22 protein-coding genes are annotated in these 22881 nt (G+C 53.7%); 13 read left to right on the forward strand and 9 right to left on the reverse strand.

Translation table 11 applies throughout. The features are described from left to right. Positions 1-12: 12 nt before the first annotated feature. Together JK231_RS02615 and JK231_RS02620 are read right to left on the reverse strand one after the other, a co-directional pair. Positions 13-1551 (reverse strand): sugar ABC transporter ATP-binding protein, encoded by a 1539-nt coding sequence (locus tag JK231_RS02615; protein ID WP_097117125.1) that lies wholly within the window; start codon positions 1549-1551, stop codon positions 13-15. Beyond that, positions 1548-2201, reverse strand: a complete 654-nt coding sequence (locus tag JK231_RS02620; RefSeq protein ID WP_160832933.1) for a DUF2291 domain-containing protein — start codon at positions 2199-2201, stop codon at positions 1548-1550. The genes JK231_RS02615 and JK231_RS02620 overlap by 4 nt, the downstream gene beginning before the upstream one ends. A 379-nt stretch (positions 2202-2580) precedes the next feature. Between JK231_RS02620 and JK231_RS02625 the strand changes: the two genes are divergently transcribed. Genes JK231_RS02625 through JK231_RS02640 form a run of 4 tightly spaced genes read left to right on the forward strand, consistent with a single transcriptional unit; the run spans position 2581 to position 7622 of the window. Further along, complete coding sequence (locus tag JK231_RS02625) at positions 2581-4164, forward strand: FGGY-family carbohydrate kinase (RefSeq protein ID WP_249221608.1); 1584 nt, start codon at positions 2581-2583, stop codon at positions 4162-4164. 10 nt (positions 4165-4174) lie between these two features. After that, positions 4175-5701 (forward strand): glycerol-3-phosphate dehydrogenase, encoded by a 1527-nt coding sequence (locus tag JK231_RS02630; protein WP_211727930.1) that lies wholly within the window; start codon positions 4175-4177, stop codon positions 5699-5701. Between the two features lie 2 nt (positions 5702-5703). Then, the gene (locus JK231_RS02635; RefSeq protein ID WP_097117122.1) at positions 5704-6642 is read left to right on the forward strand and encodes a TIM barrel protein; all 939 of its coding nucleotides are present in this window, start codon (positions 5704-5706) and stop codon (positions 6640-6642) included. A 23-nt stretch (positions 6643-6665) separates the two neighbouring features. Beyond that, complete coding sequence (locus JK231_RS02640; protein ID WP_097117121.1) at positions 6666-7622, forward strand: sugar-binding transcriptional regulator; 957 nt, start codon at positions 6666-6668, stop codon at positions 7620-7622. On the opposite strand, the gene JK231_RS02645 is transcribed toward JK231_RS02640, so the two are convergent. The 4 genes from JK231_RS02645 to JK231_RS02660 form a co-directional block, all read right to left on the reverse strand. Next, the gene (locus JK231_RS02645; RefSeq protein WP_211727931.1) at positions 7619-8158 is read right to left on the reverse strand and encodes a GNAT family protein; all 540 of its coding nucleotides are present in this window, start codon (positions 8156-8158) and stop codon (positions 7619-7621) included. The genes JK231_RS02640 and JK231_RS02645 overlap by 4 nt on opposite strands. Before the next feature lie 51 nt (positions 8159-8209). Then, on the reverse strand, positions 8210-8950 hold the full coding sequence (locus JK231_RS02650; protein ID WP_034823463.1) for a DNA-binding transcriptional regulator YciT: 741 nt from the start codon (positions 8948-8950) through the stop codon (positions 8210-8212). A 42-nt stretch (positions 8951-8992) separates the two neighbouring features. Continuing rightward, the gene (locus JK231_RS02655; RefSeq protein WP_211727932.1) at positions 8993-10255 is read right to left on the reverse strand and encodes a DUF1479 domain-containing protein; all 1263 of its coding nucleotides are present in this window, start codon (positions 10253-10255) and stop codon (positions 8993-8995) included. Between the two features lie 236 nt (positions 10256-10491). Next, on the reverse strand, positions 10492-11169 hold the full coding sequence (locus JK231_RS02660; protein WP_160832938.1) for a LuxR C-terminal-related transcriptional regulator: 678 nt from the start codon (positions 11167-11169) through the stop codon (positions 10492-10494). Between the two features lie 290 nt (positions 11170-11459). Between JK231_RS02660 and JK231_RS02665 the strand changes: the two genes are divergently transcribed. Together JK231_RS02665 and JK231_RS02670 are read left to right on the forward strand one after the other, a co-directional pair. Then, positions 11460-12251, forward strand: coding sequence for a helix-turn-helix domain-containing protein (locus tag JK231_RS02665; protein ID WP_097117117.1), 792 nt, complete (start codon positions 11460-11462; stop codon positions 12249-12251). Beyond that, the gene (locus JK231_RS02670) at positions 12248-12727 is read left to right on the forward strand and encodes a hypothetical protein (protein WP_141399001.1); all 480 of its coding nucleotides are present in this window, start codon (positions 12248-12250) and stop codon (positions 12725-12727) included. Before JK231_RS02665 ends, JK231_RS02670 begins: the two co-directional genes overlap by 4 nt. Positions 12728-12746: 19 nt before the next feature. On the opposite strand, the gene JK231_RS02675 is transcribed toward JK231_RS02670, so the two are convergent. Further along, positions 12747-13142 carry a VOC family protein gene (locus tag JK231_RS02675; RefSeq protein WP_211727933.1) on the reverse strand — a complete coding sequence of 132 codons (396 nt, stop codon included), beginning with the start codon at positions 13140-13142 and terminating at the stop codon, positions 12747-12749. A gap of 82 nt (positions 13143-13224) precedes the next feature. Then, positions 13225-13524: a putative quinol monooxygenase gene (locus JK231_RS02680; RefSeq protein WP_038646947.1), complete on the reverse strand. Its 300-nt coding sequence runs from the start codon at positions 13522-13524 to the stop codon at positions 13225-13227. A 133-nt stretch (positions 13525-13657) separates the two neighbouring features. On the opposite strand from JK231_RS02680, the gene JK231_RS02685 reads away from it, so the two are divergent. Further along, complete coding sequence (locus JK231_RS02685; protein WP_097117115.1) at positions 13658-14290, forward strand: LysE family translocator; 633 nt, start codon at positions 13658-13660, stop codon at positions 14288-14290. 43 nt (positions 14291-14333) lie between these two features. Here the strand turns inward: JK231_RS02685 and ampC are convergent, their stop codons facing one another. Continuing rightward, a complete protein-coding gene (gene ampC / locus JK231_RS02690; protein WP_211727934.1) occupies positions 14334-15452 on the reverse strand; it encodes a class C beta-lactamase in 1119 nt (372 codons plus the stop codon). 286 nt (positions 15453-15738) lie between these two features. Between ampC and JK231_RS02695 the strand changes: the two genes are divergently transcribed. Genes JK231_RS02695 through JK231_RS02720 form a run of 6 tightly spaced genes read left to right on the forward strand, consistent with a single transcriptional unit; the run spans position 15739 to position 22846 of the window. Continuing rightward, a complete protein-coding gene (locus tag JK231_RS02695) occupies positions 15739-16767 on the forward strand; it encodes a substrate-binding domain-containing protein (protein ID WP_034823457.1) in 1029 nt (342 codons plus the stop codon). A gap of 11 nt (positions 16768-16778) precedes the next feature. Beyond that, positions 16779-18281 carry a sugar ABC transporter ATP-binding protein gene (locus JK231_RS02700; protein WP_160867460.1) on the forward strand — a complete coding sequence of 501 codons (1503 nt, stop codon included), beginning with the start codon at positions 16779-16781 and terminating at the stop codon, positions 18279-18281. Next, positions 18278-19273, forward strand: a complete 996-nt coding sequence (locus JK231_RS02705) for an ABC transporter permease (protein WP_097117112.1) — start codon at positions 18278-18280, stop codon at positions 19271-19273. The genes JK231_RS02700 and JK231_RS02705 overlap by 4 nt, the downstream gene beginning before the upstream one ends. 13 nt (positions 19274-19286) lie before the next feature. After that, positions 19287-20279, forward strand: a complete 993-nt coding sequence (locus JK231_RS02710) for a sugar-binding transcriptional regulator (protein WP_160832941.1) — start codon at positions 19287-19289, stop codon at positions 20277-20279. After that, positions 20269-22023, forward strand: coding sequence for a glycerol-3-phosphate dehydrogenase/oxidase (locus JK231_RS02715; protein ID WP_097117110.1), 1755 nt, complete (start codon positions 20269-20271; stop codon positions 22021-22023). Before JK231_RS02710 ends, JK231_RS02715 begins: the two co-directional genes overlap by 11 nt. Further along, positions 22007-22846, forward strand: a complete 840-nt coding sequence (locus JK231_RS02720; protein WP_211727935.1) for an aldolase — start codon at positions 22007-22009, stop codon at positions 22844-22846. Before JK231_RS02715 ends, JK231_RS02720 begins: the two co-directional genes overlap by 17 nt. The last annotated feature ends 35 nt before the right edge of the window (positions 22847-22881 follow it).

Here is a 22881-nt window from a genome sequence, read left to right on the forward strand (position 1 = left end):
CCGTTTTTCATGTCATGCCACCAGAGACTCGCCTGAAGCGGCCATAATGCGTTCTTTACTCACGCTGGAATCGAAAATGGCGTTAATGCGCCCTTTGCTCATCACCACAATGCGATGCGCAATACTCAGGCATTCGCCCACTTCCGAGGTGGTATACACCACCGCCAGCCCCTTTTTGGCGTTTTCCGCCAGCAGACGAAACACTTCCGCTTTGGCACCGATATCAATGCCGCGGCTGGGTTCATCCAGCAGAATCACTTTGGGACGGGTGGCCAGCATTTTGCCGATCACCACTTTTTGTTGATTGCCACCGGAGAGCGATCCGATGGCCGCCTCGCCGCCAGCGGTTTTCACCGTGACGTTGCGAATACTGTCCGTCACCAGCTGCTTTTCACGTCGCGGTGACAGCACCAAACCGCGCACAAATTCGTTGATACTGGCGAGCGACAGGTTTTCGCCCACTGACATGGTTTGCACCAAACCGTCGCGTTGCCGATCTTCGGGCACCAACGCAAGGCCGATTTGAATACGTTGTTGAATGGTTAAGCCGCTGACATCGGTATCCTGCAGCAGAACGCGGCCCTGGCTTTGATGAATACGCCCGGCGATACACTCCAGCAGTTCGGTGCGCCCCGCGCCCATCAGGCCATAGATGCAGACAATTTCACCGGCTTTCACTGACAGTGAGAGGTTATCCACCAGCCGAATCCCGGTTTTGCTTTTCACCGTTAGGTCTTGCACGGTCAACGCCTGGTCACCAAACTCATACCCTTGCGGCGGCGAACCCAGGTCAAAGTGATCGCCCACCATATTGCGCACGATCCACTCGAGATCGATCTCATCGCGTTTCGCGTACGCGGTCATCACGCCATCACGCAGCACCACGGCGCGATCGGTGATCTCCAGTGCCTCTTCGAGATGATGTGAGATGTATACAATGGCTACACCCTGACTGGTGAGATCGCGGATCACCTGGAACAGCACCGCGACTTCCGCAGCACTGAGCGCCGATGTCGGTTCATCCATGATCAGAATCTGTGAATTCACCGACAATGCACGGGCGATTTCGACAATCTGTTGTTGGCCCAGACGCAGGTTTTCCACCGGCGTCAGCGGATCAATTTCCTCCTCCAGCGCCGCCATCAGATGGGCGGTTATGCGGGCTTCTTCCGCGTAGTCCACCCCACCCGGCTTCATGATTTCGCGCCCCATAAAGATGTTGTCGCGCACGTTCATGTTGGGAGCGAGATTCAGCTCCTGATGGATAATCGAGATGCCGCAATCGCGTGCTTCAGTGGCAGAGCGAAACACTTTCTCTTCGCCGTTGTAGAGAATTTCCCCGGATGTTGGCGTAATGACGCCCGACAAAATTTTCATTAGCGTGGATTTACCTGCGCCGTTTTCACCAAACAACGTGGTGACTTCACCGCGACGGATCTCAAAATTCACGCCTTTAAGTGCATGGGTCGATCCATAGATTTTGCTGATGTTGCGCGCTTCAAGGATCACTTCGCCTTTTAGTAGCGCCGGGTTAACGTTGAATGGTTTCATTTCACCTCCAGACTGACTGGCGTCACCATCCAGTTATTCGGCGCGAGCAAACGGAACACCCCGACCACCTGCACGGTTTTCCCGGGCAGCGCATCACGATCCAACTTATCCAGTACTTTGGCTTTCATGGCGCGATTGATCGCCGAACCGGCGTTTTGATACTCAATCTGGTTGGTAAAATCGCCGAACTGGATTTTTCCGCTGGCATCACGTAAATCGGTGCCGGTAATGGCCGGGCCCGTTTGCAGGCGAATCACATTTCCTTCCGGTAAACCGGCCACTTTCAGTGGGAAAATGCCCATTTGACCGGGCTGCACCACGCCTTCCAGCTTGACGGGGATCACCGGGAGCGGCGAACCCACACCGTATTTCTGTACCGCTTCCTGTTGATTGGCTTTCAGCGCATCGGCGAGGGTTTTGGCATCCACCGCACGCGCTTCCACATCCTGCTGAATACCGGGGAAGGTTTTCTCCCCGTAGCTATCCGGCGAGAAACCTTGCTCTTGCACATCTTGCTCGGAACCGATTTTCACCACTTTTGTGTCAATGGCCATGGCGGCAATCACCGCAACCACCACAACACCGATGATGCTGTAGCGGCGGATGCGCTTGCGGGAGAGCTGCTGTGCCAGCATTGAGACATCGGACATAACGTGACCTCTCACTGTTATCTGCTGCGATAATCGCCGCATTAAATGTTATAAATGTGATAACTCTTGTGATGAGGATTGTGCTGATGTGACTAAATTGTCAACAGGGGGTTCACGAATTTTTCAGGAGCGCGATCTGGATCGCTAAATTCACACCCTAACGCCTTCATCGCTAATAAAAGCCCGCAATACAAGCCTTATTCATGTGATATCTCATTTCATATTGTCGTGTACTACCGCCATTTTCGTGATCAAACTCGCTAACTGAAGTGAAATTTATTCGTTTTATCGAAAAATAATACATTGGATATGTTATCTCCATGAGAAGTGGTGTAAGACATTATTTAGCAAATTCATCACAAGGAATTAACACGACGTGATGGGTCAACTTTTCTTCCCTTCGGAGGTGTACGTGGGTAACAGCGATATCATTCTGGGTCTGGATTCCGGCACCTCCGTGGTGAAAGCGGTGGCGTTTGATCTGGAAGGCACACAGCTGGCGTGCGCCTCCGTGCGTAACCGCTATTACCGCAGCGAAGGTGGTGCCGCGCAGCAATCCATGTCGCAGACCTGGCAAGATGCCGTGGACGCGATACGGAAACTGGGCGAGCGTGTGGAAAATCTCTCTTCCCGCGTGGTGGCCGTGGCCGTCACCGCACAAGGGGATGGCACCTGGCTGGTGGGCGCCAATAATCAGCCGGTAGAGGATGCCTGGATTTGGCTGGATGCGCGTGCAGCTCACACCGTGGATGCTTTAAACCAACACGCGCTTGCGGCCGAGCGATTCAAGGCGACCGGTACCGGGCTGAACACCTGCCAGCAGGGTTCACAGATGGCGCATATGGACCAGCACTTTCCGCAGCTGCTGGAAAAGAGTGAAGTGGCGCTGCATTGCAAAGATTGGCTTTACCTGAATCTCACTGGCGTACGTGCCACCGATCCTTCTGAGGCCAGCTTCACTTTTGGTAATTTCCGCACCCAGCGTTATGACGATACCGTCATCGCAGCGCTGGGACTGGAACATCGACGTCATCTGCTGCCGGAAATTATCGATGGCACGCAAATCACTCATTCGTTAACAGCAGAGGCCGCTGCGCTCACCGGCCTGCGCGCGGGTACACCGATTTCGCTGGGTTACGTGGATATGGCAATGACCGCGCTGGGCGCAGGCGTGCACACCGGCGAAGCCCATACCGCCTGCTCAATTGTCGGCTCTACCGGGGTGCATCTGCGCAGTGTGACCATTGATGAGGTGTGGTTGAATCCAGCGCAAACTGGCTATGTGATTCCTCTGCCCTGGCCGGGCTATGTGACGCAGGTGCAAACCAATATGGCCTCAACGCTTAATCTCGACTGGCTGCTGAACGTGGCGAGTGAATTGCTGAGCGGATTCGGCTGTGAAATCGATCATGCGCGGCTGGTGGCGCATATCGACCAGTGGCTCAACAAAGCCGAACCCGGCACCCTGCTGTTCCATCCCTACATCTCAATTGCCGGTGAACGCGGGCCGTTCGTCAACGCCGACGCGCGCGCCAGCTTCACCGGACTTAACTATCAGCACAATTTTGCCGACCTGGTGCGCGGCGTGATTGAAGGCATCGGCATGGCCGCGCGTGATTGTTATCAGGCGATGGGCAGTACTTTGCCGGGTGAAATTCGTCTTACCGGCGGCGCGGTGCGTTCTCAGCCGTTGCGGCAGATCCTCTCTGCCTGCATTGGCGCACCAGTGCGTATCAGCCAGCGTGATGAAGCCGGTGCAGCGGGCGCCGCGATGATGGCAGCGGTGGCGATTGGCGCCTATCCCTCCATGGCGCAATGCGTGGAAACCTGGGTGCGCCCGTTGCTGGATGCGCCTGAACCGCCTTCCGCTGAACTGTCGCAGCGCTATAACCAACTGTTTCCCCATTATCAGCAGATCCGCAGCGATCTCCCTGCCGCCTGGCATGCACTGAATAAGTTTTAAGGAGTACACCATGAGTGAAAATACGCTGGATCTGTTTGTCATTGGCGGTGGCATTAATGGCGCGGGCATCGCACGTGATGCGGCCGGGCGCGGCTTGTCCGTGATGATGTGTGAAAAAGATGACCTGGCACAGGGTACCTCCTCGCGCTCGGGCAAACTGGTGCACGGCGGGCTGCGCTATCTCGAATATTATGAATTCCGACTGGTACGCGAGGCGCTGATCGAGCGAGAAGTGTTGCTGAATGCCGCACCGCATATTATCTGGCCGATGCGCTTTGTGTTGCCGCATAGCCCGACCGATCGTCCGGCGTGGCTGGTGCGTTTAGGGCTGTTCCTCTATGACAATTTAGGCGGGCGCAAAAAGCTGCCCGGCACGCGATCGCTTGATCTGATGCGCGATCCCGAAGGCGCCCCAATCCTCGATAGCTACAGCAAGGGCTTCGAGTACTCCGATTGCTGGGTCGATGATGCACGCCTGGTCGCACTGAATGCCGTGGATGCTGCGGAACGCGGCGCCACGATTCTGCCGCGTACCCGCTGTGTGTCGGCCAAACGTATCAGCGGCAAGTGGGAAGTCACGATTCAGGATGAGACCAGCGGTGCACAGCGCACGGTTTATGCCAAAGTGCTGGTGAATGCGGCCGGCCCGTGGGTACTGGATATCGTAAATCAGGTCACCCAGACCAAAAGCAACCGCAGCGTGCGGCTGGTTAAAGGTTCACACATCATCGTGCCGAAATTCTGGGAAGGCCAGCAGGCGTATCTGGTGCAAAACACCGATAAACGCGTCATTTTCATCAACCCTTATGAAGGCGATAAAGCCCTGATCGGCACCACCGATATTCCGTGGCAGGGCAAAGCGGAAGCGGTGACCGCCGATGACAGCGAGCAGCAGTACCTTATCGATGTGGTCAATCGCTACTTCAAAGTAAAACTGCGCGCCAGCGATGTGATTACCCGATTCTCGGGTGTGCGTCCGCTGTTTGACGATGGCAAAGGCAACCCTTCTGCCGTCACGCGTGACTACGTGTTCGATCTCGACGATCAGCAAAACGCCCCGCTGCTGCATGTGTTTGGCGGCAAAATCACCACTTTCCGCAAGCTGGCAGAACACGCTATCCAGAAGCTTGCGCCCTTCTTCCCTGATATGGGTAAAGACTGGACACGCGAGGCCACTTTGCCGGGCGGTGATATGGCAAATGGCGATTTCGAGAGCTTCCTTGAGCAAGTGAAAACGCGCTGGCCATGGTTACCAGCGCCGCTACGCAAACACTATGCGCGCCTGTATGGCACGCGCATTGAGAAAGTGCTGGGTCACGCCCGTGAGATAAACGATCTGGGCCGCCATTTCGGCGCACAGTTGTATGAAGCCGAAGTGCGCTACCTGGTAGAAAATGAGTGGGCGCAGCAGGTGGAGGATGTGCTGTGGCGTCGCACTAAGCACAAGTTGCATCTGACCGAAGTTCAGCAGCAGGCCTTTAGCCAATGGTTTGACGCGACCTATGCTGCGGCCGTGCCGCTGCGTAAGGAGGCGTAATCATGCCCTTAACGCTTTCGCTCAATACCAACCCACTGGTGAATCGTTTTGCCGATCCGCAGGATCTGATTCACACCGTGGCACAACAGATCCGTATCCGCGATCTGCAGTTAACCCATGAATTTATCAATCCTGGCTGGCCAGCCGCCACCATCAACCGCATGTCGCGCCAGATGCAGAAGGCGTTGCGGGAAACCGGGGTGCGCGTGACATCGGGTATGACTGGTCCCTATGGCCGCCTCAATCATTTTGGTCATCCGGACGTTGACGTGCGACGCTACTACGTTGACTGGTTCAAAACCTTCGCCGATATCACCGCAGAACTGGGGGGCGAGGCGGTTGGATCGCAGTTCGCCATTTTCACCCAGCAGGATTTCAACGATGCGGCGAGGCGGGATGCCTTGATCGATATCGCGATAGACTGCTGGGCCGAGGTGGCGGAGCATGCGCAATCCGCCGGATTGAAATACCTGTTTTGGGAACCGATGAGCATCGGACGCGAGTTTGGTGAGACCATTCCGGCTTGCCTCGCACTGCAGCAGCGTTTGAGCAGTGAGTCCTTTGCCCTGCCGATGTGGATGATGGCGGATATCGATCACGGCGATGTCACTTCAATCGACCCGCGTGATTACGACCCTTACGCGTGGGCTGAAGCGGTGCCGCGCTATTCGCCGATTATTCATATAAAACAAAGCATGATGGACAAAGGCGGCCACAGACCCTTCACATTGCAGTACAATGCGGGCGGCCGTATTCAGCCCCAGCCGCTGCTGGACGCGCTGGCGCGCGGTGGCGCGCAGGATAACGAAATTTGCCTCGAACTGAGTTTTAAAGAGCGTGAACCCACTGACCGCCAGGTGGTGGCGGATATCGCGGAAAGCGTTGCGTTTTGGGCATCGCACATTGATACGGGCGTGCAGGATTTGCATCTGGCTTCCTAAGCCTATTGATCAGGAAATGAAACATGAAACCGGCTCCTACTCCCGCTGAACGCGATGACTCTTTAGCCCTGCGTGCCGCCTGGCTGCACTACGTGGGCGGCCTGACCCAGGCTGAAGTCGCCAAACGTCTGGGATTACCGTCTGTCAAAACCCATCGCATGATTGCCAAGATGGTCGCGGAGGGTGCGGTGAAGGTGTCGATTGATGGCGATATCATGGCGTGCGTGGCGCTGGAAGATCAGTTGCGCGAAAAGCACGGACTGCGTTTTTGCCACGTTGCGCCTGACCTTGGTGAAGAGGGATTGCCAGTGCGAACGCTGGGTATGGCGGGCGCGGATTATCTGCGCAATCTCCTCACGTCGCAGCCTGCGATCACCCTGGGGCTGGGACACGGCCGCACCCTTTCCGCCGCTATTCACCAACTCTCGCGCATTGACGCCCCGCATATGCGCTTCGTTTCGCTGCTGGGCTGTTTGACGCGCAACTACGCGCTCAATCCCCACGATGTTATGCATCGCATAGCGGAAAAAACCGGTGCGCAAGCTTACATGATGCCGGTGCCGTTCTTCGCCAATACTCAGGAAGACCGCGACGTGCTGCTTAAACAGCGTGGCGTCAGCGAAGTGTTTGCCATGGCGGCGCAGAGTGAGGTGAAACTGGTGGGGATCGGTACTGTGGAACCGGCCGCGCAATTGGTTGAAGCCGGTATGATTGATGAAGCCGAGATCAATGATATCTCGGCTTCTGGCGCTGTCGGTGAGCTGCTCGGTCATTTCTTTGACGCCAGCGGGCAGATGATTCACAACAGCCTGACAGCGCGTACGCTCTCGGTGGATTTAGAGCTTGCCCACCGCGCCGAGATTGTGGCGCTGGTGGGGGGATTAAGCAAAGTCGACGCGATCCGCGCGGTATTGGCCAGCGGGTTGGTGACGGGATTAATTACCGATGAATTAACGGCACAGGCGTTAATCGCAGGTTAGAGTGGCCTCCATTCGTCCGCGAATAATCCAAATACCCAATCGTCGCGCCACTCACCCGCGAGATGATAGCTTTTCCGCAAGGTGCCCTCCTGCTGGAATCCCACTTTTAATAGTGTCCTGCATGAGGCTTCATTTCCTGCGGTCACAGTGGCAATTAGCTTGCGAAAGCCCAGTTCATTCAGCGCATAACGCGCAATATCGTGAAGTGATTCCGTACCAAATCCCTTGCCCTGAGCTTCTGCTGCCAGCAAAAAACCGACTTCCGCTACGCCGTCACCGCGATCGATAAATCCGGTGACGCCTAACGGCGCTGATTGCCCCTGTTCCATCATCACCAGACACAGCCAATGGGTGCTGCCTTTCTGCCAGTGGGGCAATCTTATCTCGAACCTGTCACGTCGAATCTCTTCTTCAGGCTGCGGATCGGCCACATAGCGCATCACACGCTCATCCTGTTGCAGCGAGAGAAAGAATCGCCAGTCATCGGTAACTAACTGGCGATAGTGCAGTCTTTTAGAGGTGATGTTAGGGAACATGTGATCCTTCATTATGACAATGATGATTGTCGACGCTGATGAAAAGTGCCCCTAAATCAGCGTTAACTCCATTGGCTGCTGGCGCAATATTTCCTGATACACCGGCGACAGTTGGCTATCTGTAATCACCTGCTTAAAGGGCACGGTCGGTGCCAGAGCGAAGGGATGTATCTGACCAAACTTTGATGAATCGGTGAGCGCCACAGTGTGCGTCTGCTTTTCCATGATGGCGTTGACCACGTCGCAGCGCAGCATATCACGACCGGTAAAACCGGTGATGGCATCCCAGCCGTCGATACCGATAAAGGCTTTATGGAAGTTGAGGTGCTGGATGCACAATCGCGTCAGCGGCCCGACTACCGACTCACTGCTCTTCTGGAACAGCCCGCCAAGAATGATCACATCACCGCCCTGTTCCCGCAGCAATCCCGCGATGTAATGGCTGACGGTGATAATCGTGATATCACCGCGTTCGCTCAATTCGCGTGCCAGCAACGCGTTGGTGCTGCCGCCTTCAATAAACACCGTTTCACCCGCGTTAACCAGCGAAGCGGCGTACTCCGCCAGACGTTTTTTGACGGCAAAACGCGTTTGCATGCGTGCGCCGACATCGTCGCTTTCTGGCGCCACGGCTGAACCGTGCACGCGGCGCAGAAAGCCGCCCTTTTCCAGAACATTCAGATCCTGACGCACCGTCACCTCGGAAACGCCGGTGGTTTGCGCCAGTTCACTGACGCTGACGCTGCCGCGTTCGCTGACCAGTTGGATAATGTGCTGATGACGTGCGTTCATAGTGCCTGCTTTAATTAAAATTTTATCCAGCTTACCAGAAACTTACTCTAAGCCGAGACTGCGACGACCGTTGCTGTTTAACGCGTCCAAAGTGAACCGATCGCGCCAGCTGGCTTCATAGTCCTCTTTCGGGAAATCACCCGGTGAGGCACCGGTTGCCAGCGCCTCAGCAACCTGAGTGGCGTAAGCGGCATTCTTCTCGCACAGGGGTGCAGCCGGAATGTACATCACATTGCCCCAACCCTGTTGATCCTCAACGGGTGCAACCGAATGGATAACATCACAGTGCCACCAGACAGAATCACCCGCTTCCATTGCCGGAATGGAACACAGTCCCTTGATGAGTTCCGGATGCCACTGCTCTGAGATGGGCAGCACTTTGCCTGGCGCCACACCACAGAGTTCATCCTCTGGCACATCTTTCAGCAGCGGACGCAGCAACAGATACGCCATCGCTTCCGGAACCGGCACCACATGCAGCAAGCCCTGACCCAATTGCATGTCTGACAGCGCAGTCCACCCCTGGAAAGTGCGGAAGACTGAACATTTGGTAGTGGTGCCAGCCTGATATTCATTCACTTCTGTGCGATGTGCCGCGTCCCAGGGATTATATTGATCGAATTGATTATTAAAGATTTTGCTAAACACCTGTTGGTAAGCTGGCAGTAACCAGCGTTCCAGCGCCCCGGAATCCGTATGCGCGCCCAGCCCTTTTGATGTGGTGCCCGGTAAACGACGGCGAATACGATCCGGATAGATGATGCTGACATCAGGGTCAAACCAGCGCGTTCCGTTGGATTCGTAGGTCCACAGGCGATTCAGGAAGGATTGGGTTTGTGCCATGGCGTCGCTCTGACGCGCCGACATCTGTGCTTCGCTCCAGTAGATCGGATAGATTTCAGGGCGTGAGGCATCGAGGCTGCCAAAGAAGTTGTCACCCGGCCCTTTATAGACTTCATCGAAATCATTTTTATCAAGGTATTCCAGCATCGACGCATCCCAGCCCAACGCCTGCTCGCGCGTAAAGGTCTGTTTCACCACCACACAGCCGCGACGACGAATGCGATCCTTCACTTCATCGGAAATGCGCCCTGCGGCGATGTCATCCCAACGTACCTGTGGCCATGCCGTGCCGTTTCGCGCTTCTTCCTCACGAGCTACAGCAATTTCGCTGAGGATTTTACTTCTGACCTGCTCAAACAGGCCCTCAACATCGCCGATTTGCGCTCTGAGCACCTGTTTCATCAAGCGGATATGCTGCTTTGCATCTTCAGGTTGTTGTAAAGAGGTAAAGGATGTATTCATTTTGTCGCTCCGATTGTTTCGAATGAAACCTAAGTTAGCTTCATTCATAACAATCTGTCGGCATTTCACCTAACTGCAGCGCACGATTTTAAGAAACCCATCACAAAAAAATTAAGAACAACGTCCAACCGAAGGTGCACCGGAGTGGCTCTCCGGTGCCGGGAAATGAGGAAAAATGTCGGGAAATCAAGAGGAAAAAGACGGTGGTATGTGGGAAGGAAATGGCCTGGCAGGTACTATTCCAGCCAGGCGTGATACCGCTGATGGAGTTCAGCCAGATTTTTTACATTGAGTTTGCGCATTGCAGACTGTTTTTGGCTGCTAATGGTTTTAATACTTTTGTCTTTGGCAAGAGCAATATCCGTTACGGTACGGCCGCGATAGATGGAGCGGATGATCGTTCTTTCCGTGGTACTGAGTGAAAGCATCGCTTCTTCATACATTCTTGATGAGAATACCTGTCGTAGAGATGAACCCTTTTGCGGTGCAGTGGGTTTGACTTCAAATCCCCAGACTCGATGTTCAAGTACTGCCGTCACCGCATCTTCAACCTCGCGCTGATTGCTTTTCCTGTTTAATATGGCTTGCACACCTGATTTTTTATATTTTTGTAATAGCCTGATATCCGATGCGCGGGTTAAAATTATCACTAATGCTGTGGGCAAGTAAGATTTTATCAGCATAGAAATAACATCTGCATTGCCAACCTCAGTATCGATAATAATCAGATCCAAATCTCTATCAATGATGTTGATCTGTTCATCATGGGTTTGGATGGGATGGTGAGTCACCGTCACAGCATTCAATGTTGTCAACATGGCGCGAATACCATAATAGGTGATCGCGCTGGGTGTCATAATAGCGATATTTTTATTTTTGATTTTGCTTGTCGTTATTTTAATGGCGCTATGCATTGGTGATGTTCCTCAATTGTGATCACGCCAATATGCAATTATTACAGATTCATCTGAACGATATTAGCCGATGCCATGCGATTAATCCGATGCGGATATTATTGGCTAGATTGAAGGCTTTCAACATACTGCCGTAAATGTCACTTAAAAGTCACCAGCATGGAGATAATTCACATATTAATCATATAGATAACCCTGTGACAAAGCTGTTACCTACCTGATTGTCATCATCAGCATGCCCTTTTGTCAGACCGTGTTATAATCAGCCGCATGAAAAGTGTGCGTTGAAGATGCGCCGTGGGGATCAGGCAGAAGTGACCATTATTTTTTTTACCGATACCGGTCTGATCAGGCTGGAAGATAAAGAGATTATTCTTAGCAGGCAAAGTAAAATATGCCTGACGTACCTGTGTGAGCATGAAGGTAATATCGTTTCCAAAGAAGCATTACATGACGCTTGCTGGAGAAACCATGGTGCTGTGGTCTCCGATAATACTGTACGACAAACCCTTTTTCGCATCCGGAAATCACTCGCCTCACTGGAAGTAGAAGGCGAAATTCTTGAAACACTGGGATACATGGGATATCGCTTAAAACCCGGTTGCATCACTCTCGTTTCAGACTCACACAATTATTCGTTACCGGAACGCCAGGATGGTTTGAATCAAAAACAAGAAACATCAGCGATCTCTGTTTCTGATACATCGAAATCAGCGCTTAAGAATAAACCGACAAAGATAAAACTCAGGGTACTTACGCTGCTGCTTTGCTGCCTGTTTTTTATCGTGGGCACTGTGATTCGTGGCCAACAACTTATCCACCCATTGCGGTATGGCGAACCACTTCTGCTTGATGGGCACAGCTTTCTGTTTTCGCAATACGTGGAAAATGACAAACATGACTCGGCAAGACGCGTGAGTTACTGGCTTAACAAAATGCAGGTTTCTATTACGCCGCACAGCAAAATCTACATTAATGCCGATCGTGGCAACGCGATTAATTTCTTTGTGTGCAAAGGCGAAATTGCACTGGCGACAACCTCTTGCCAGACATTTGCGGTTATCGGGAGAAACCATCCATGAGAATGGCTGTTTCCGCGGCATGTTGCCTCTTGGCATTGTTGCTGGGTTGGTTTTCGCTGCCCTATTTTGTACGGCCATTTTCTGGCGATTGCCGGGCCGAGACCTATATCATCTATGACGAACCTGACCGGACCGTAGTCAGTCATGGCTACTGGGATATTTTGAGCGGCAGTCGTGAAGGTCATTTAAATGCTTATCTGGCATTTATGTCGCCGCAGGGGCTTGAAAGCAGGATTAATGTTGATCGCACCGTGAATCTTGATTATGACTACCATCCTGATTCCGTAACGGTTTCCACTCGCAAATCTTTTCGTATTGCGGGTCCTGATACGCAGGATCCCGTTATCGGAAAATATATTGATCCGCTGGCGGACGAGAATTTCACCGCCCGCATCTACCTGTTTAAAGTGGGAAACCAGGTCATTTCAGGCTTCCATTATCGGCCGCTTAACCGGTGTATGAAACCTGGATTTTGAAGCGAGTCAGACCGGTCGATCATTTGTTCTGGTAAAGATCCCAACGGTTGCCGTACAAATCCTCGAAAACCACAACCGTGCCATACTCTTCTTCGCGGGGTTCTTCACAGAAAGTGACGCCATTGGCTTTCATTTGCTGGTAATCACGCCAGAAGTCGTCCGTCTGTAAAAACAGGAACACCCGGCCGCCGCATTGATTACCGATAAACCCTTGCTGGCGCTCATTCGATGCCTGCGCCAGCAGCAAGTTACAATCGCTCTGCGGATTAGGATTGACCACCACCCAGCGCTTGCCCGGCTGTGGGATATCTTCGATTAAATGAAACCCCAGTTTTTGCGTATAGTATTCAATCGCGCGGTCATAATCATCGACCACAATAGCGACGTAACCCATGCAACGCTTTTGTGTTCTCATTTTGGTTTCCTTTATATTCTGACGCGAAATCTCATCTGGATATCAACAAATAAAAAGCAGACCGAAGTCTGCTTATTCTTTATCACGCATTGCCACCCGCGACTTTGCGTAATGCCACCACTTCCGCGTGTTCTAACAGCGGTTCAAGATCCGCGAATAATTTAACGATATGCGGGGCATTCAGGTGCTTATCCAGTAATTCCTGGCTCGCCCACTCTTCGGTCCAGACAAAGCGGCGCGGATTTTTGCTATCAATGTTTAGCTGATAGGTAATACACCCTTCTTCGCGTAGCGTCTCTTCAATCACACCACGAAATAATTGCTCAGCTTTATCTTCGCAACCCGGTTTTGCCGTTAGCAATGCCACTACAGGAACGGTCATTTTCATCTCCCTTTTAAATACAATAAGCCAAGCCAAACTAACGCAGCTTATTCCTGTTGTCAGTCTGAAAACGTGCGTTGCCTGATATGCCTGGTTCGCGCCATAATCGCGAAAATAACGCAAGGAGTGTTGCATGCCAGAACTGTCGAGTTGGTTAGCCTTTGCATTGGTGGCGTTGGGATTGGTGCTTACGCCCGGCCCCAATATGATCTACCTGGTTTCGCGTTCGCTGTGTCAGGGCAAGCGGGCGGGTTATATTTCCCTCGGCGGCGTGGCGTTAGGTTTTGTGTTTTATATGCTGTGCGCGGCGCTGGGTATCACCGCGTGGTTGCTTGCCGTTCCATGGGCCTATGATGCGCTGCGTTTTAGTGGCGCACTCTATTTGCTGTATCTTGCGTGGCAGGCACTCAAGCCTGGCGGCCGCTCGCCATTTGCCGTGCGCGATCTCCCTGCCGACAACCCGCGTAAATTGTTCACCATGGGTTTCCTCACCAACCTCGCGAACCCAAAAATCGCCATGATGTTTCTGTCGCTATTACCGCAGTTTATTAGCCCGCATCACGGTAGTGTGCTGATGCAGTCGCTGATATTGGGCGTCACCCAAATTGTGATTAGCCTGACGGTCAATGCGATTTTCATTACTACCGCTGGCCAGGTGTCGACATTTTTACTGACGCGCCCCAGCTGGCAGCGTTTGCAGCGCTGGCTGATGGGCACGGTGCTGGCGGGCATGGCCGTCAAACTCGCATTGGATGCACGAAAGTAAGTTGCGATTTAATTGGGCGCGTCGGGGCGCGCCCAACAATCCGTTAGTGAGCCAACATCTGAATGATTTTGTCCGTCGCGATGACGCGATCGTCATTCGGGAACCATTTATTCGCCAGCATAATCACCGCAATCTTCTGTGACGGAATAAACACCGCGTAGGTTGAGAAACCATTGGTCGAACCGGTTTTGTTATACCACGCCTGTTGTGGCGCAGCCTGCGGTGGCGTGATCAACGTGGCCGACATCCCTTTCATGATGCGCTGACCGCTGTTGCCTTCCACCAACTGCTTTGATGAGACAGGCAACGGATAGTATTCCCACATCATCGCCTGCGTAAACGCCTCGGTTTTGAAGTAGCCCTGATGCGTGGTGGCGATCGCCTGCTGCCACTCCGTCGCGACCTTCTGTTCATCAAGTTGAATCGCCAGCCAGCGAATCAGATCAGCGGATGTCGATTTCAACCCATACGATTCAGCATCCAACGGGCCTGGCGTCACACGTACCGGCTTGTCTTGTTTATTGTAACCTTGCGCATATTGGCCCATCTCTGACTGAGGCACCTGAATATAAGTGTGCTTCATGCCCATCGCGGGTAACAGTTGCTGCTCCATCGCGCTGATAAACGGCTGATGCAAGCTTTTGGCGGCAATCATGCCGAGCATACCAATCCCCAGATTGGAGTAGACACGCTGAGTGCCCGGCTGAGCCGGCGGTTGCCAGTTTTTGTACCAGTTCATCAACTGCTGCTGATTGGTGACATCGTCTGGCACAAACAGCGGCGTGCCCGTGGTGTGAGTAGCAAGGTTAAGCAGTGACACCTGATCAAACGCACTGCCCTTTAGGTCGGGCAACCATGTACTGGCTTTGTCACTAAACTGCAGTTTTTTCTGCTGAGCCGCATAGCTCGCTAAGGTAGCGGTAAAGGTTTTGCTGAGTGACCCGATTTCAAACAAGGTCTGCGCGGTAATTGGCTGCTGAGTCTCTTTGGATGCCACACCGTAATTGTAAAACTCGGTTTTGCCATCGTGCAGAATAGCCACCGCCATGCCAGGGATTTGATATTGCTGCATCAACGGTTTGATGATGGCGTCAGGTGAAGGGGTTTGTGCGAGGACGCTGGTGCTTGCCAGCAGCGTTAGCGCAGTAAGAGATAAGCGCATGAAAATTCCTTTTATTTCAGTTAAGCCACAATTTCAGCACGTGATTATAAAATTCCGTCACGGTTTCACCTAACCAAATATTCTGCTATCTGCGGGAAAGTGAAGGCGATCACAAGCGAGAAACATTTCATTAACCATTAATTGATCTTTTCCCCGCCAGCTTTTATAGCTTATGAAAATTATTTCACGAATCAGAAATAATTTTCAAAACGTACCCCGGCTCGTTTTTCCGCGTTAAGTCGTCACGGCTGAGCCTCTAAATTCAGCGTCTGCTCCGGGGAAAAACATGAAAAAAATCGCCATCCTTCTTTCCAGCCTTGCGTTAGCGGGCACACTCTCCAGCACCGCACGTGCCGCCGATGAATCACCACAGTTCCGTTGCAAACCTGGCGAAACTTACTACATGAACGTCATGGTGACCGGTGTTGAATACTGGTTTCCGGTGTACGAGATGTTTAAACAAGCTGCGCATCAGCTGGGCTGCAAAACCGTTTATGGTGGCACGCCCGCTTATGACGTCAACCAGCAGTTAGCCAGTTTCGAACAGATTCTGGCGCAGAAACCCGCCGGGATTTTCCTCCATCCGATGAATCCCGACCCCTTTATCGAGCCAATTAATCGTGCGGCAGAGATGGGCATTCCGGTGGTAACCTTTGCCGCTGATTCCCCCAACAGCAAGCGTGTCGCTTACATCACCTCAGACAACTTCCGTGAAGGTAAAGCCGCCGCCGATGAACTCGGTAAAGCCATGGGCAAAGGCGCGGAGTATGCGGTGCTGGAAAATCCAGGGCAGGATAATCATGACCGTCGGGTTACGGCTTTTATCAATGAGATGAAAACCGCGTTTCCTGACAGCAAGCTGGTTGCGCGCGCCGCCACTAATCAGGATCCATCAAAAGCCTACAACGCCGTGCTGTCGATGCTACAAGCGAATCCAAACCTGAAAGGCATCTTCATGCCTGAAGCCAGTTCCGCAATCGGTGCCGCACAGGCAGTGGTGGAAAACGGTGGCAAAGTGAAAGTGATGACGGTGGACGTCAACGCCAAAGTACTGGATATGATCAAAAGCGGCGAGGTGTTTGGTGCTATCAACCCCAATCAGGGAATACAGGGCTACATGGGCTTTATGACGCTGTTCCTTGCCGCCCACCCAGAATTGATTGACCCCATGAATGATGCCAAACGCAACGGTGTGAATCCCTTCTCGTTCCCAATCCTCGACAATGGTTATGCCGTGGTGACTAAAGAAAATGCCGATGATTTCCGCTGGGACCGTTACCTGAAACGTCGTGGAACCAAAGGCATCAACGAGTAAGGGGAAAGATGATGACGGCACTGCTTGAGTTACGCAGCATCAGCAAACGCTTCGGCGCAGTACAGGCGTTACAGGACGTTGATCTTACGCTAAGGTCCGGTGAAATTCATGCGCTGGCCGGTGAAAACGGCGCGGGTAAGTCTACTCTGATGAATATCATTGATGGCATTCTGCGCCCCGACAGCGGTGAAATAGTGTTGGAGGGGCAATCCGTAACCATACGCTCGCCGCGTGAGGCGCAGCGGTTAGGCATCGGGCTGGTGCATCAGGAGATCGCGTTGTGCCCGGATATTACTATCTATGAAAATATCTGGATGGCGCATCAGCAGCGCGGCTTTCTATTACCGCATAAAACCTTGAGGGAAAAAGCGCAGCAGGTTATGAATCGTCTTGCGCCGATTCCAGTGAGTAAAAAGGTTAGTGAACTGTCGTTGTCACAACAGCAACTCGTAGAGATTGCCAAAGCACTGACGCTGGATTGTCGTTTGCTGATTCTGGATGAGCCCACTGCAGCGCTCACGGAACCAGAAGCGCAGACGCTGTTCACCATCGTGCGTCAACTGCGCGATCAGGGCATCACGGTGGTGTATATCAGTCATCGTATGGCCGAGATTTTTGCGCTTTGTCAGCACATCACCATTCTGCGCGATGGCCGGACGGTGCACAGTGCGCCATTGAACAGCATGACACCGGATGAAGTCATTACGCGCCTCGTCGGTCGCGAATTGTCGCAACTCTATCCCGATAAACGCCCCTCTCATCGTGCCGCACCGCTGCTGGAGGTACGATCTCTTAGCGATAGTCAGCGTTTTTACGATATCAACTTCGAGCTGTATCCCGGCGAAATTCTCGGCATTGGTGGCTTGATGGGCGCGGGCCGTAGCGAAATCGCTCAGGGCGTGTGCGCATTGCAGCCGGTAACTCACGGCACTGTTCGTATCAAAGGCCAGCCAGCAACACTGAAAAATTACGCCGCCAGTATCCAACATCACATGGTTTATTTATCCGAAGATCGTAAGGACGCCGGGCTGTTTTTAGCAATGCCAATTGACTGGAACATCTCGGCGCTGGATGTCCGCGCGATTAGCCATCGCGGTTTGACGCTAAGCCCAAGACGCGAGCGTGCGCAAGCGGAAGCGCTGGCGTATCAGGTCAAACTGAAACGCGGCAAATTGAGCGACCCGGTGTCATCGCTTTCTGGCGGCAATCAGCAGAAAGTGGCGCTAGCGCGCGTGCTGTCGGTGCACCCCGAAATCATCTTTCTTGATGAACCGACGCGCGGCGTCGATGTCAGCGCCAAGGCAGAGATCTACCAGATCCTCGCCCAATTAGCACATAACGGTGTCGGACTGGTGGTGATTTCATCAGAGTTACCTGAGCTGATTGGTTTATGTGACCGCATTATCGTGATTCATGAAGGTCACATCACCGGTGAAGTGACCGGCGATGCAATGACCGAGGAGAATCTGATGAGACTGGCTGCTGGCATTCCCCCTGAAGTGGAGGCGCTATGACCATGAATACGACCTTGCCCGGAGCAGGCAAATCCCGGCTGTCATTGTTTGGCGGCCTGCACAAGCAGCGGGAAATCGGCTTGATTGCGATCATCGCGTTAATCTTTATCGTGATGAGTTTTACCTCACCCTACTTCCTGACGTGGGCCAATATGAAAGCGATGCTGTTGTCGTTTTCGATTGAAGGCATTGTGGTGATCGGTATGACGATCTTGTTGATCGTCGGCGGTCTCGATCTCTCGGTCGGCGCGGTGGTGTGCCTTTCTATGGTGGTCGCGGGACAACTGTTTCTCAGTGGGGTGGATCCCTGGCTGGCCAGCCTGGGAGGAATAGCGGCCGCCGCACTGGTAGGCTTGCTGATGGGTTTAACAGTGACCAAAATCGGCCTGAGTCATTTTATTGCCTCGCTGGCAGCGATGGTGATTGTGCGCGGGCTTTGCATGATCATCACCCAGGGCACGCCGCTGTCGCTGTTCACACTTCCCGTCAGTTTCAAATTTATCGGCCAGGGTGCCATGTGGGGCATTCCGTTTGTCATCCTGCTGTTCTTTGTATTGGTCGCCCTGTTCGATTTCCTGCTGCGCAAAGCCACGCTGTTCCGCAAAGTATTTTATACCGGCAGTAATGAGCGTGCAGCGGCCTATTCCGGCATCAACATCAACCGCATAAAACTGTGGGTCACGGTACTCACCTCAACGCTAGCAGGTGTAGCCGGCATTATTTATATGGCGCGGTTAGGCTCAGCTACCCCGACCTTTGGCGTAGGGATGGAACTGAACGTGATAGCGGCGGCGGTGATAGGCGGCGCAAGCCTGAAAGGCGGCACTGGCTCGATTCTGGGCGCGGTTTTAGGTGTCGCACTGCTCTCCATCGTGACCAGCTCACTGATCCTGATTAATGTTTCCGTCTACTGGCAGGACTTGATCAAAGGTTTAATTCTGCTGGCGGCGGTGTCGATTGACCACCTGCTGAACAAATATCGGGCAGCATAAGGACGCATCATCGATGGAATTCGCCAGCGAACATCCAGCATTTCACAGTGCACGCCAGATCTATCAGGTATTGGTGATGTATTACCTCGACGGCAAAAAGCAGTCGGAGATTGCGGTGGAAACCGGGTTGTCGGTCGCCAGCGTGAATCGCCTGATTCGTCAGGGCAAAGAGAGCGGCATGGTAGAAATCACTATTAAATCGCCCTGGCTGTCGGCCCACCAACTCGAAAGTGATCTGCAGCAATGGGGTCAACTGCAACAGGTGGTGGTGGCACCCAATGTCGCGCGCAGTGATGAGCAGAATTTACAGATGGTGGGCGCGGCGGCGGCGGATTATTTGCTATCACGTCTGAAAGATGGCGACGTTATTGCGATCACCGGTGGCAAAGGCGTGAGCGCTCTGGTGGAGGCACTGCGTCCTTCGCGCAAATACGATGTTCAGGTCGTGCCTGCATTGGGTTGCGTGCAAGGAAAGCACTATACCGACGTGAATCATGTTGCCTCTGAAATGGCGGCTCGGCTTGGCGGCCATGCCTGGCAGATTCATGCCCCGCTCTTCACTGACTCTGCTGCTGAACGTGACATGTTGATGAGAATCAGTGCCGTAGACCGGGTGCTGGATAAAGCGCGTAACGCTACGCTGGCAGTGGTCGGTCTTGGTTCTATTCACAGCGACAGTTCCAGCTACTACGATTTGAATCTGGCAGCTCGTCATGCATCCGCCAGCATCGAAACCAGTGGCGCACGCAGCGAACTGCTAGCCTGGTTACTCGATGCACAAGGCCAGCCCGCGCCGTTTGACGCCAATCAGCGGCTGGTTGGGCTGACCTTATCGGAGCTACAACGTATTCCCTTTTCTATGGCGGTGGTGGCCGGACGCGACAAAGTGGATCCCATCCACTGTGCGCTGCAAGGCCAGTGGCTAAAAGGCATGGTCACCGACGAATCCACCGCAGCAGGCGTACTCGAAATGGCCAAGAGCCGGGGAGCAATCCATGGAGAATAATGCAACACGCGAGCAGCGACTCAGCGCTTTACGACAGCGCACGTCCACACCAGTGCTGATTGTCGGTGGCGGCATCAACGGCATCAGCACCTTTCGCGAACTGGCATTGCAGGGTATTCCGGCGGTTCTGGTGGAAAAAGGTGACTGGTGCCAGGCGGCCAGCGGTGCGCTTTCTCGTATGATCCACGGCGGACTGCGCTATCTGGAAACCGGCGAGTTTACGCTGGTCAAAGAGTCGGTGATGGAGCGTGACCGGCTACTGAAAAACGCGGCGCACTATGTTTTTCCGCTGCGTACCACTGTCCCGATCGACAACCTCGGCGGCGGACTGCTCAATGCCACGCGGCGTTTTTTGCGTCTGAGCGACAAACCCACTCGCCGCGGCGCTCTGCTGATCAAAACTGGCCTCAGTCTCTACGATGTCTACACCAGGCAGTACGGATCGATGCCCAAACATCAGGTGCGCGGTGAGGCAGCCACGCGCGACCGCTGGCCAGGATTTGCCCCCTGGGTGAAATACAGCGCCAGCTACTACGATGCCTGGATCAGTGCACCGGAACGACTGGGTTATGAATTGATTGAAGATGCCGAGCGTGCTTGTCCGGAGGCACTGGCGCTGAATTATTTGCAACTGGTGAGCGCCGATGGCGAATCCGTTACGTTACAGGATGCACTCAGCGGTGAGCACTTTACTCTGCAGCCGCATGTATTGGTGAATGCCGGCGGCGCGTGGATAGATCAGCTCAATCAGCATCTGGCGCCCACGGAACATTTCACCAAACTGATTGGCGGGACCAAGGGTTCGCATTTGATCATTGATCACCCCAAACTGTTACAGATGCTCGATGGGGAAATGGTCTATTTCGAAAACCAGGAAGGCCGCGTCTGCATTATGTTTCCGTGGTTTGGCAAAGTGCTGCTCGGTTCCACGGATATCCGCGTGGACGATCCCGATAGCGTGGTGTGTGAAGAGGAGGAAAAAGCCTACATTCTTGAGTCGCTGCGCTTTGTTTTTCCTGACGTCGTGGTGCCGGAATCGTCGATTCTCTATACCTTTTGCGGTGTGCGTCCGCTTCCGGCCAGCAACGCCAAAGTTAACGGGCAAATCTCGCGCAATCACTCGCTGGTGCTGCTGCCGCCTGATGCCGCACATGCTTACAGCTTGCTATGCCTGGTCGGCGGCAAATGGACCACCTTTCGTCAGTTTGGTGAAGAGGCCGCGGATCGGGTATTGCGTCTGATCGGAGAAAAGCGCCGTGTGTCGAGCGGCGATCTGCCCATCGGCGGTGGACGCGACTTCCCTGCACCTTCCGGGCAAACCGCGTGGCTTGCCCAACTCGCGCATCTGCATTCACTGCCCTTGTCCCGCGTATCGCAGTTAGTCCGCCGTTATGGCAGCCGCGCCCTGCCAATCCTGCAATTGATCCAGCAACAGGGGGAACAGCCGCTACAGCATCATGCGGGGTATAGCGCGCTGGAACTTCGTTACCTTATTGAGCATGAGCAGGTTCAACAACTTGAAGACCTGCTGGTGCGCCGCACGTCGCTGGCGATTTGCGGCGAATTGACCCCCTCACTGGTGGCAGAAATTGCTCAACTGATGGCGGATCTGCGCGGCTGGAATGTCACTCAACTGCAAAACCATCTGCAAAACACTTGCGCCAGTCTGGCGCGACAGCACGGCCTGACCGATCTCAACCCCACTCTTTTCCAGGAGGAAACACGCCATGTTAGTCAGCAATAAAGTCCGCATGAATCGTCTGTTTCAACACGGTAAGTGCCTTGATGTGGCTATCGACCACGGTATTGCGAATGAGCCCGACTTTCTGATTGGATTAGAGAACATCGAAGGTGTGATGGAGAACCTGATCGCCGCGCAACCGGATGCCATTCAGGTGAATTACGGCCAGGCCGATCTGTTGCAGCAGGTCGCGGGACGAAAACCGGCGCTGGTGATGCGCACGGATGTCGGCAACGCCTATAACGCGGCGCGCCATCGCGAAATGTGGGCGGTTTTGCACAACCCGGATGAGCCAATCCTCGCCGCGTTGCAGATGGATGCGGCTGCGGTGGTAGTGAATCTCTATCTGATCCCCGATGAACCCGGCATTTTCCGTATGTGCGTGGAGAACATCGGCCGTCTGCGTCAGGCTTGCGATCGTTATGCGATGCCGCTGATGATCGAACCTCTGGTAATGGCGCCGGCAGGACAAGGCGCGGCTTACGGTTCGATCGGTGATGTAGAGAAAATCGTGCCACTGGTGCGTCTGGCGCGTGAACTCGGCGCCGACATCATCAAAGCCGACCCCACGGAGAAGGTGGAAGATTTTCACCGCGTGGTGGAAGCGGCGCGCTGTCCAACGCTGGTGCGCGGTGGCGGCAAAGGGGAACTGGCACCGGTGTTGGCCAAAAGCGCGGCGTTAATGGCGCAAGGTGCCAGCGGCATGGTGTACGGCCGGAACGTGTATCAACACGATAATCCGTCTCGCGTGGTGAAAGCGCTGATGGCGATCATTCACCGGGGCGCCAGCGGCGCGGAAGCCCTGGACATTTATCAGCAGGGTTGAGTTTTACCTGCACCGGCGCTTAAGCGCTGCGCCGT

The organism is Pantoea sp. JGM49 (genome assembly GCF_018257655.1).
Taxonomy (GTDB): domain Bacteria; phylum Pseudomonadota; class Gammaproteobacteria; order Enterobacterales; family Enterobacteriaceae; genus Pantoea; species Pantoea communis.

Bases quoted from the DNA above. Each gene is read 5' to 3' on its own strand.
- JK231_RS02615 (WP_097117125.1), bottom strand. From the start codon at position 1,551: ATGAAACCATTCAACGTTAACCCGGCGCTACTAAAAGGCGAAGTGATC.
- JK231_RS02620 (WP_160832933.1), bottom strand. From the start codon at position 2,201: ATGTCCGATGTCTCAATGCTGGCACAGCAGCTCTCCCGCAAGCGCATC.
- JK231_RS02625 (WP_249221608.1), top strand. From the start codon at position 2,581: ATGGGTCAACTTTTCTTCCCTTCGGAGGTGTACGTGGGTAACAGCGAT.
- JK231_RS02630 (WP_211727930.1), top strand. From the start codon at position 4,175: ATGAGTGAAAATACGCTGGATCTGTTTGTCATTGGCGGTGGCATTAAT.
- JK231_RS02635 (WP_097117122.1), top strand. From the start codon at position 5,704: ATGCCCTTAACGCTTTCGCTCAATACCAACCCACTGGTGAATCGTTTT.
- JK231_RS02640 (WP_097117121.1), top strand. From the start codon at position 6,666: ATGAAACCGGCTCCTACTCCCGCTGAACGCGATGACTCTTTAGCCCTG.
- JK231_RS02645 (WP_211727931.1), bottom strand. From the start codon at position 8,158: ATGTTCCCTAACATCACCTCTAAAAGACTGCACTATCGCCAGTTAGTT.
- JK231_RS02650 (WP_034823463.1), bottom strand. From the start codon at position 8,950: ATGAACGCACGTCATCAGCACATTATCCAACTGGTCAGCGAACGCGGC.
- JK231_RS02655 (WP_211727932.1), bottom strand. From the start codon at position 10,255: ATGAATACATCCTTTACCTCTTTACAACAACCTGAAGATGCAAAGCAG.
- JK231_RS02660 (WP_160832938.1), bottom strand. From the start codon at position 11,169: ATGCATAGCGCCATTAAAATAACGACAAGCAAAATCAAAAATAAAAAT.
- JK231_RS02665 (WP_097117117.1), top strand. From the start codon at position 11,460: ATGCGCCGTGGGGATCAGGCAGAAGTGACCATTATTTTTTTTACCGAT.
- JK231_RS02670 (WP_141399001.1), top strand. From the start codon at position 12,248: ATGAGAATGGCTGTTTCCGCGGCATGTTGCCTCTTGGCATTGTTGCTG.
- JK231_RS02675 (WP_211727933.1), bottom strand. From the start codon at position 13,142: ATGAGAACACAAAAGCGTTGCATGGGTTACGTCGCTATTGTGGTCGAT.
- JK231_RS02680 (WP_038646947.1), bottom strand. From the start codon at position 13,524: ATGACCGTTCCTGTAGTGGCATTGCTAACGGCAAAACCGGGTTGCGAA.
- JK231_RS02685 (WP_097117115.1), top strand. From the start codon at position 13,658: ATGCCAGAACTGTCGAGTTGGTTAGCCTTTGCATTGGTGGCGTTGGGA.
- ampC (WP_211727934.1), bottom strand. From the start codon at position 15,452: ATGCGCTTATCTCTTACTGCGCTAACGCTGCTGGCAAGCACCAGCGTC.
- JK231_RS02695 (WP_034823457.1), top strand. From the start codon at position 15,739: ATGAAAAAAATCGCCATCCTTCTTTCCAGCCTTGCGTTAGCGGGCACA.
- JK231_RS02700 (WP_160867460.1), top strand. From the start codon at position 16,779: ATGACGGCACTGCTTGAGTTACGCAGCATCAGCAAACGCTTCGGCGCA.
- JK231_RS02705 (WP_097117112.1), top strand. From the start codon at position 18,278: ATGACCATGAATACGACCTTGCCCGGAGCAGGCAAATCCCGGCTGTCA.
- JK231_RS02710 (WP_160832941.1), top strand. From the start codon at position 19,287: ATGGAATTCGCCAGCGAACATCCAGCATTTCACAGTGCACGCCAGATC.
- JK231_RS02715 (WP_097117110.1), top strand. From the start codon at position 20,269: ATGGAGAATAATGCAACACGCGAGCAGCGACTCAGCGCTTTACGACAG.
- JK231_RS02720 (WP_211727935.1), top strand. From the start codon at position 22,007: ATGTTAGTCAGCAATAAAGTCCGCATGAATCGTCTGTTTCAACACGGT.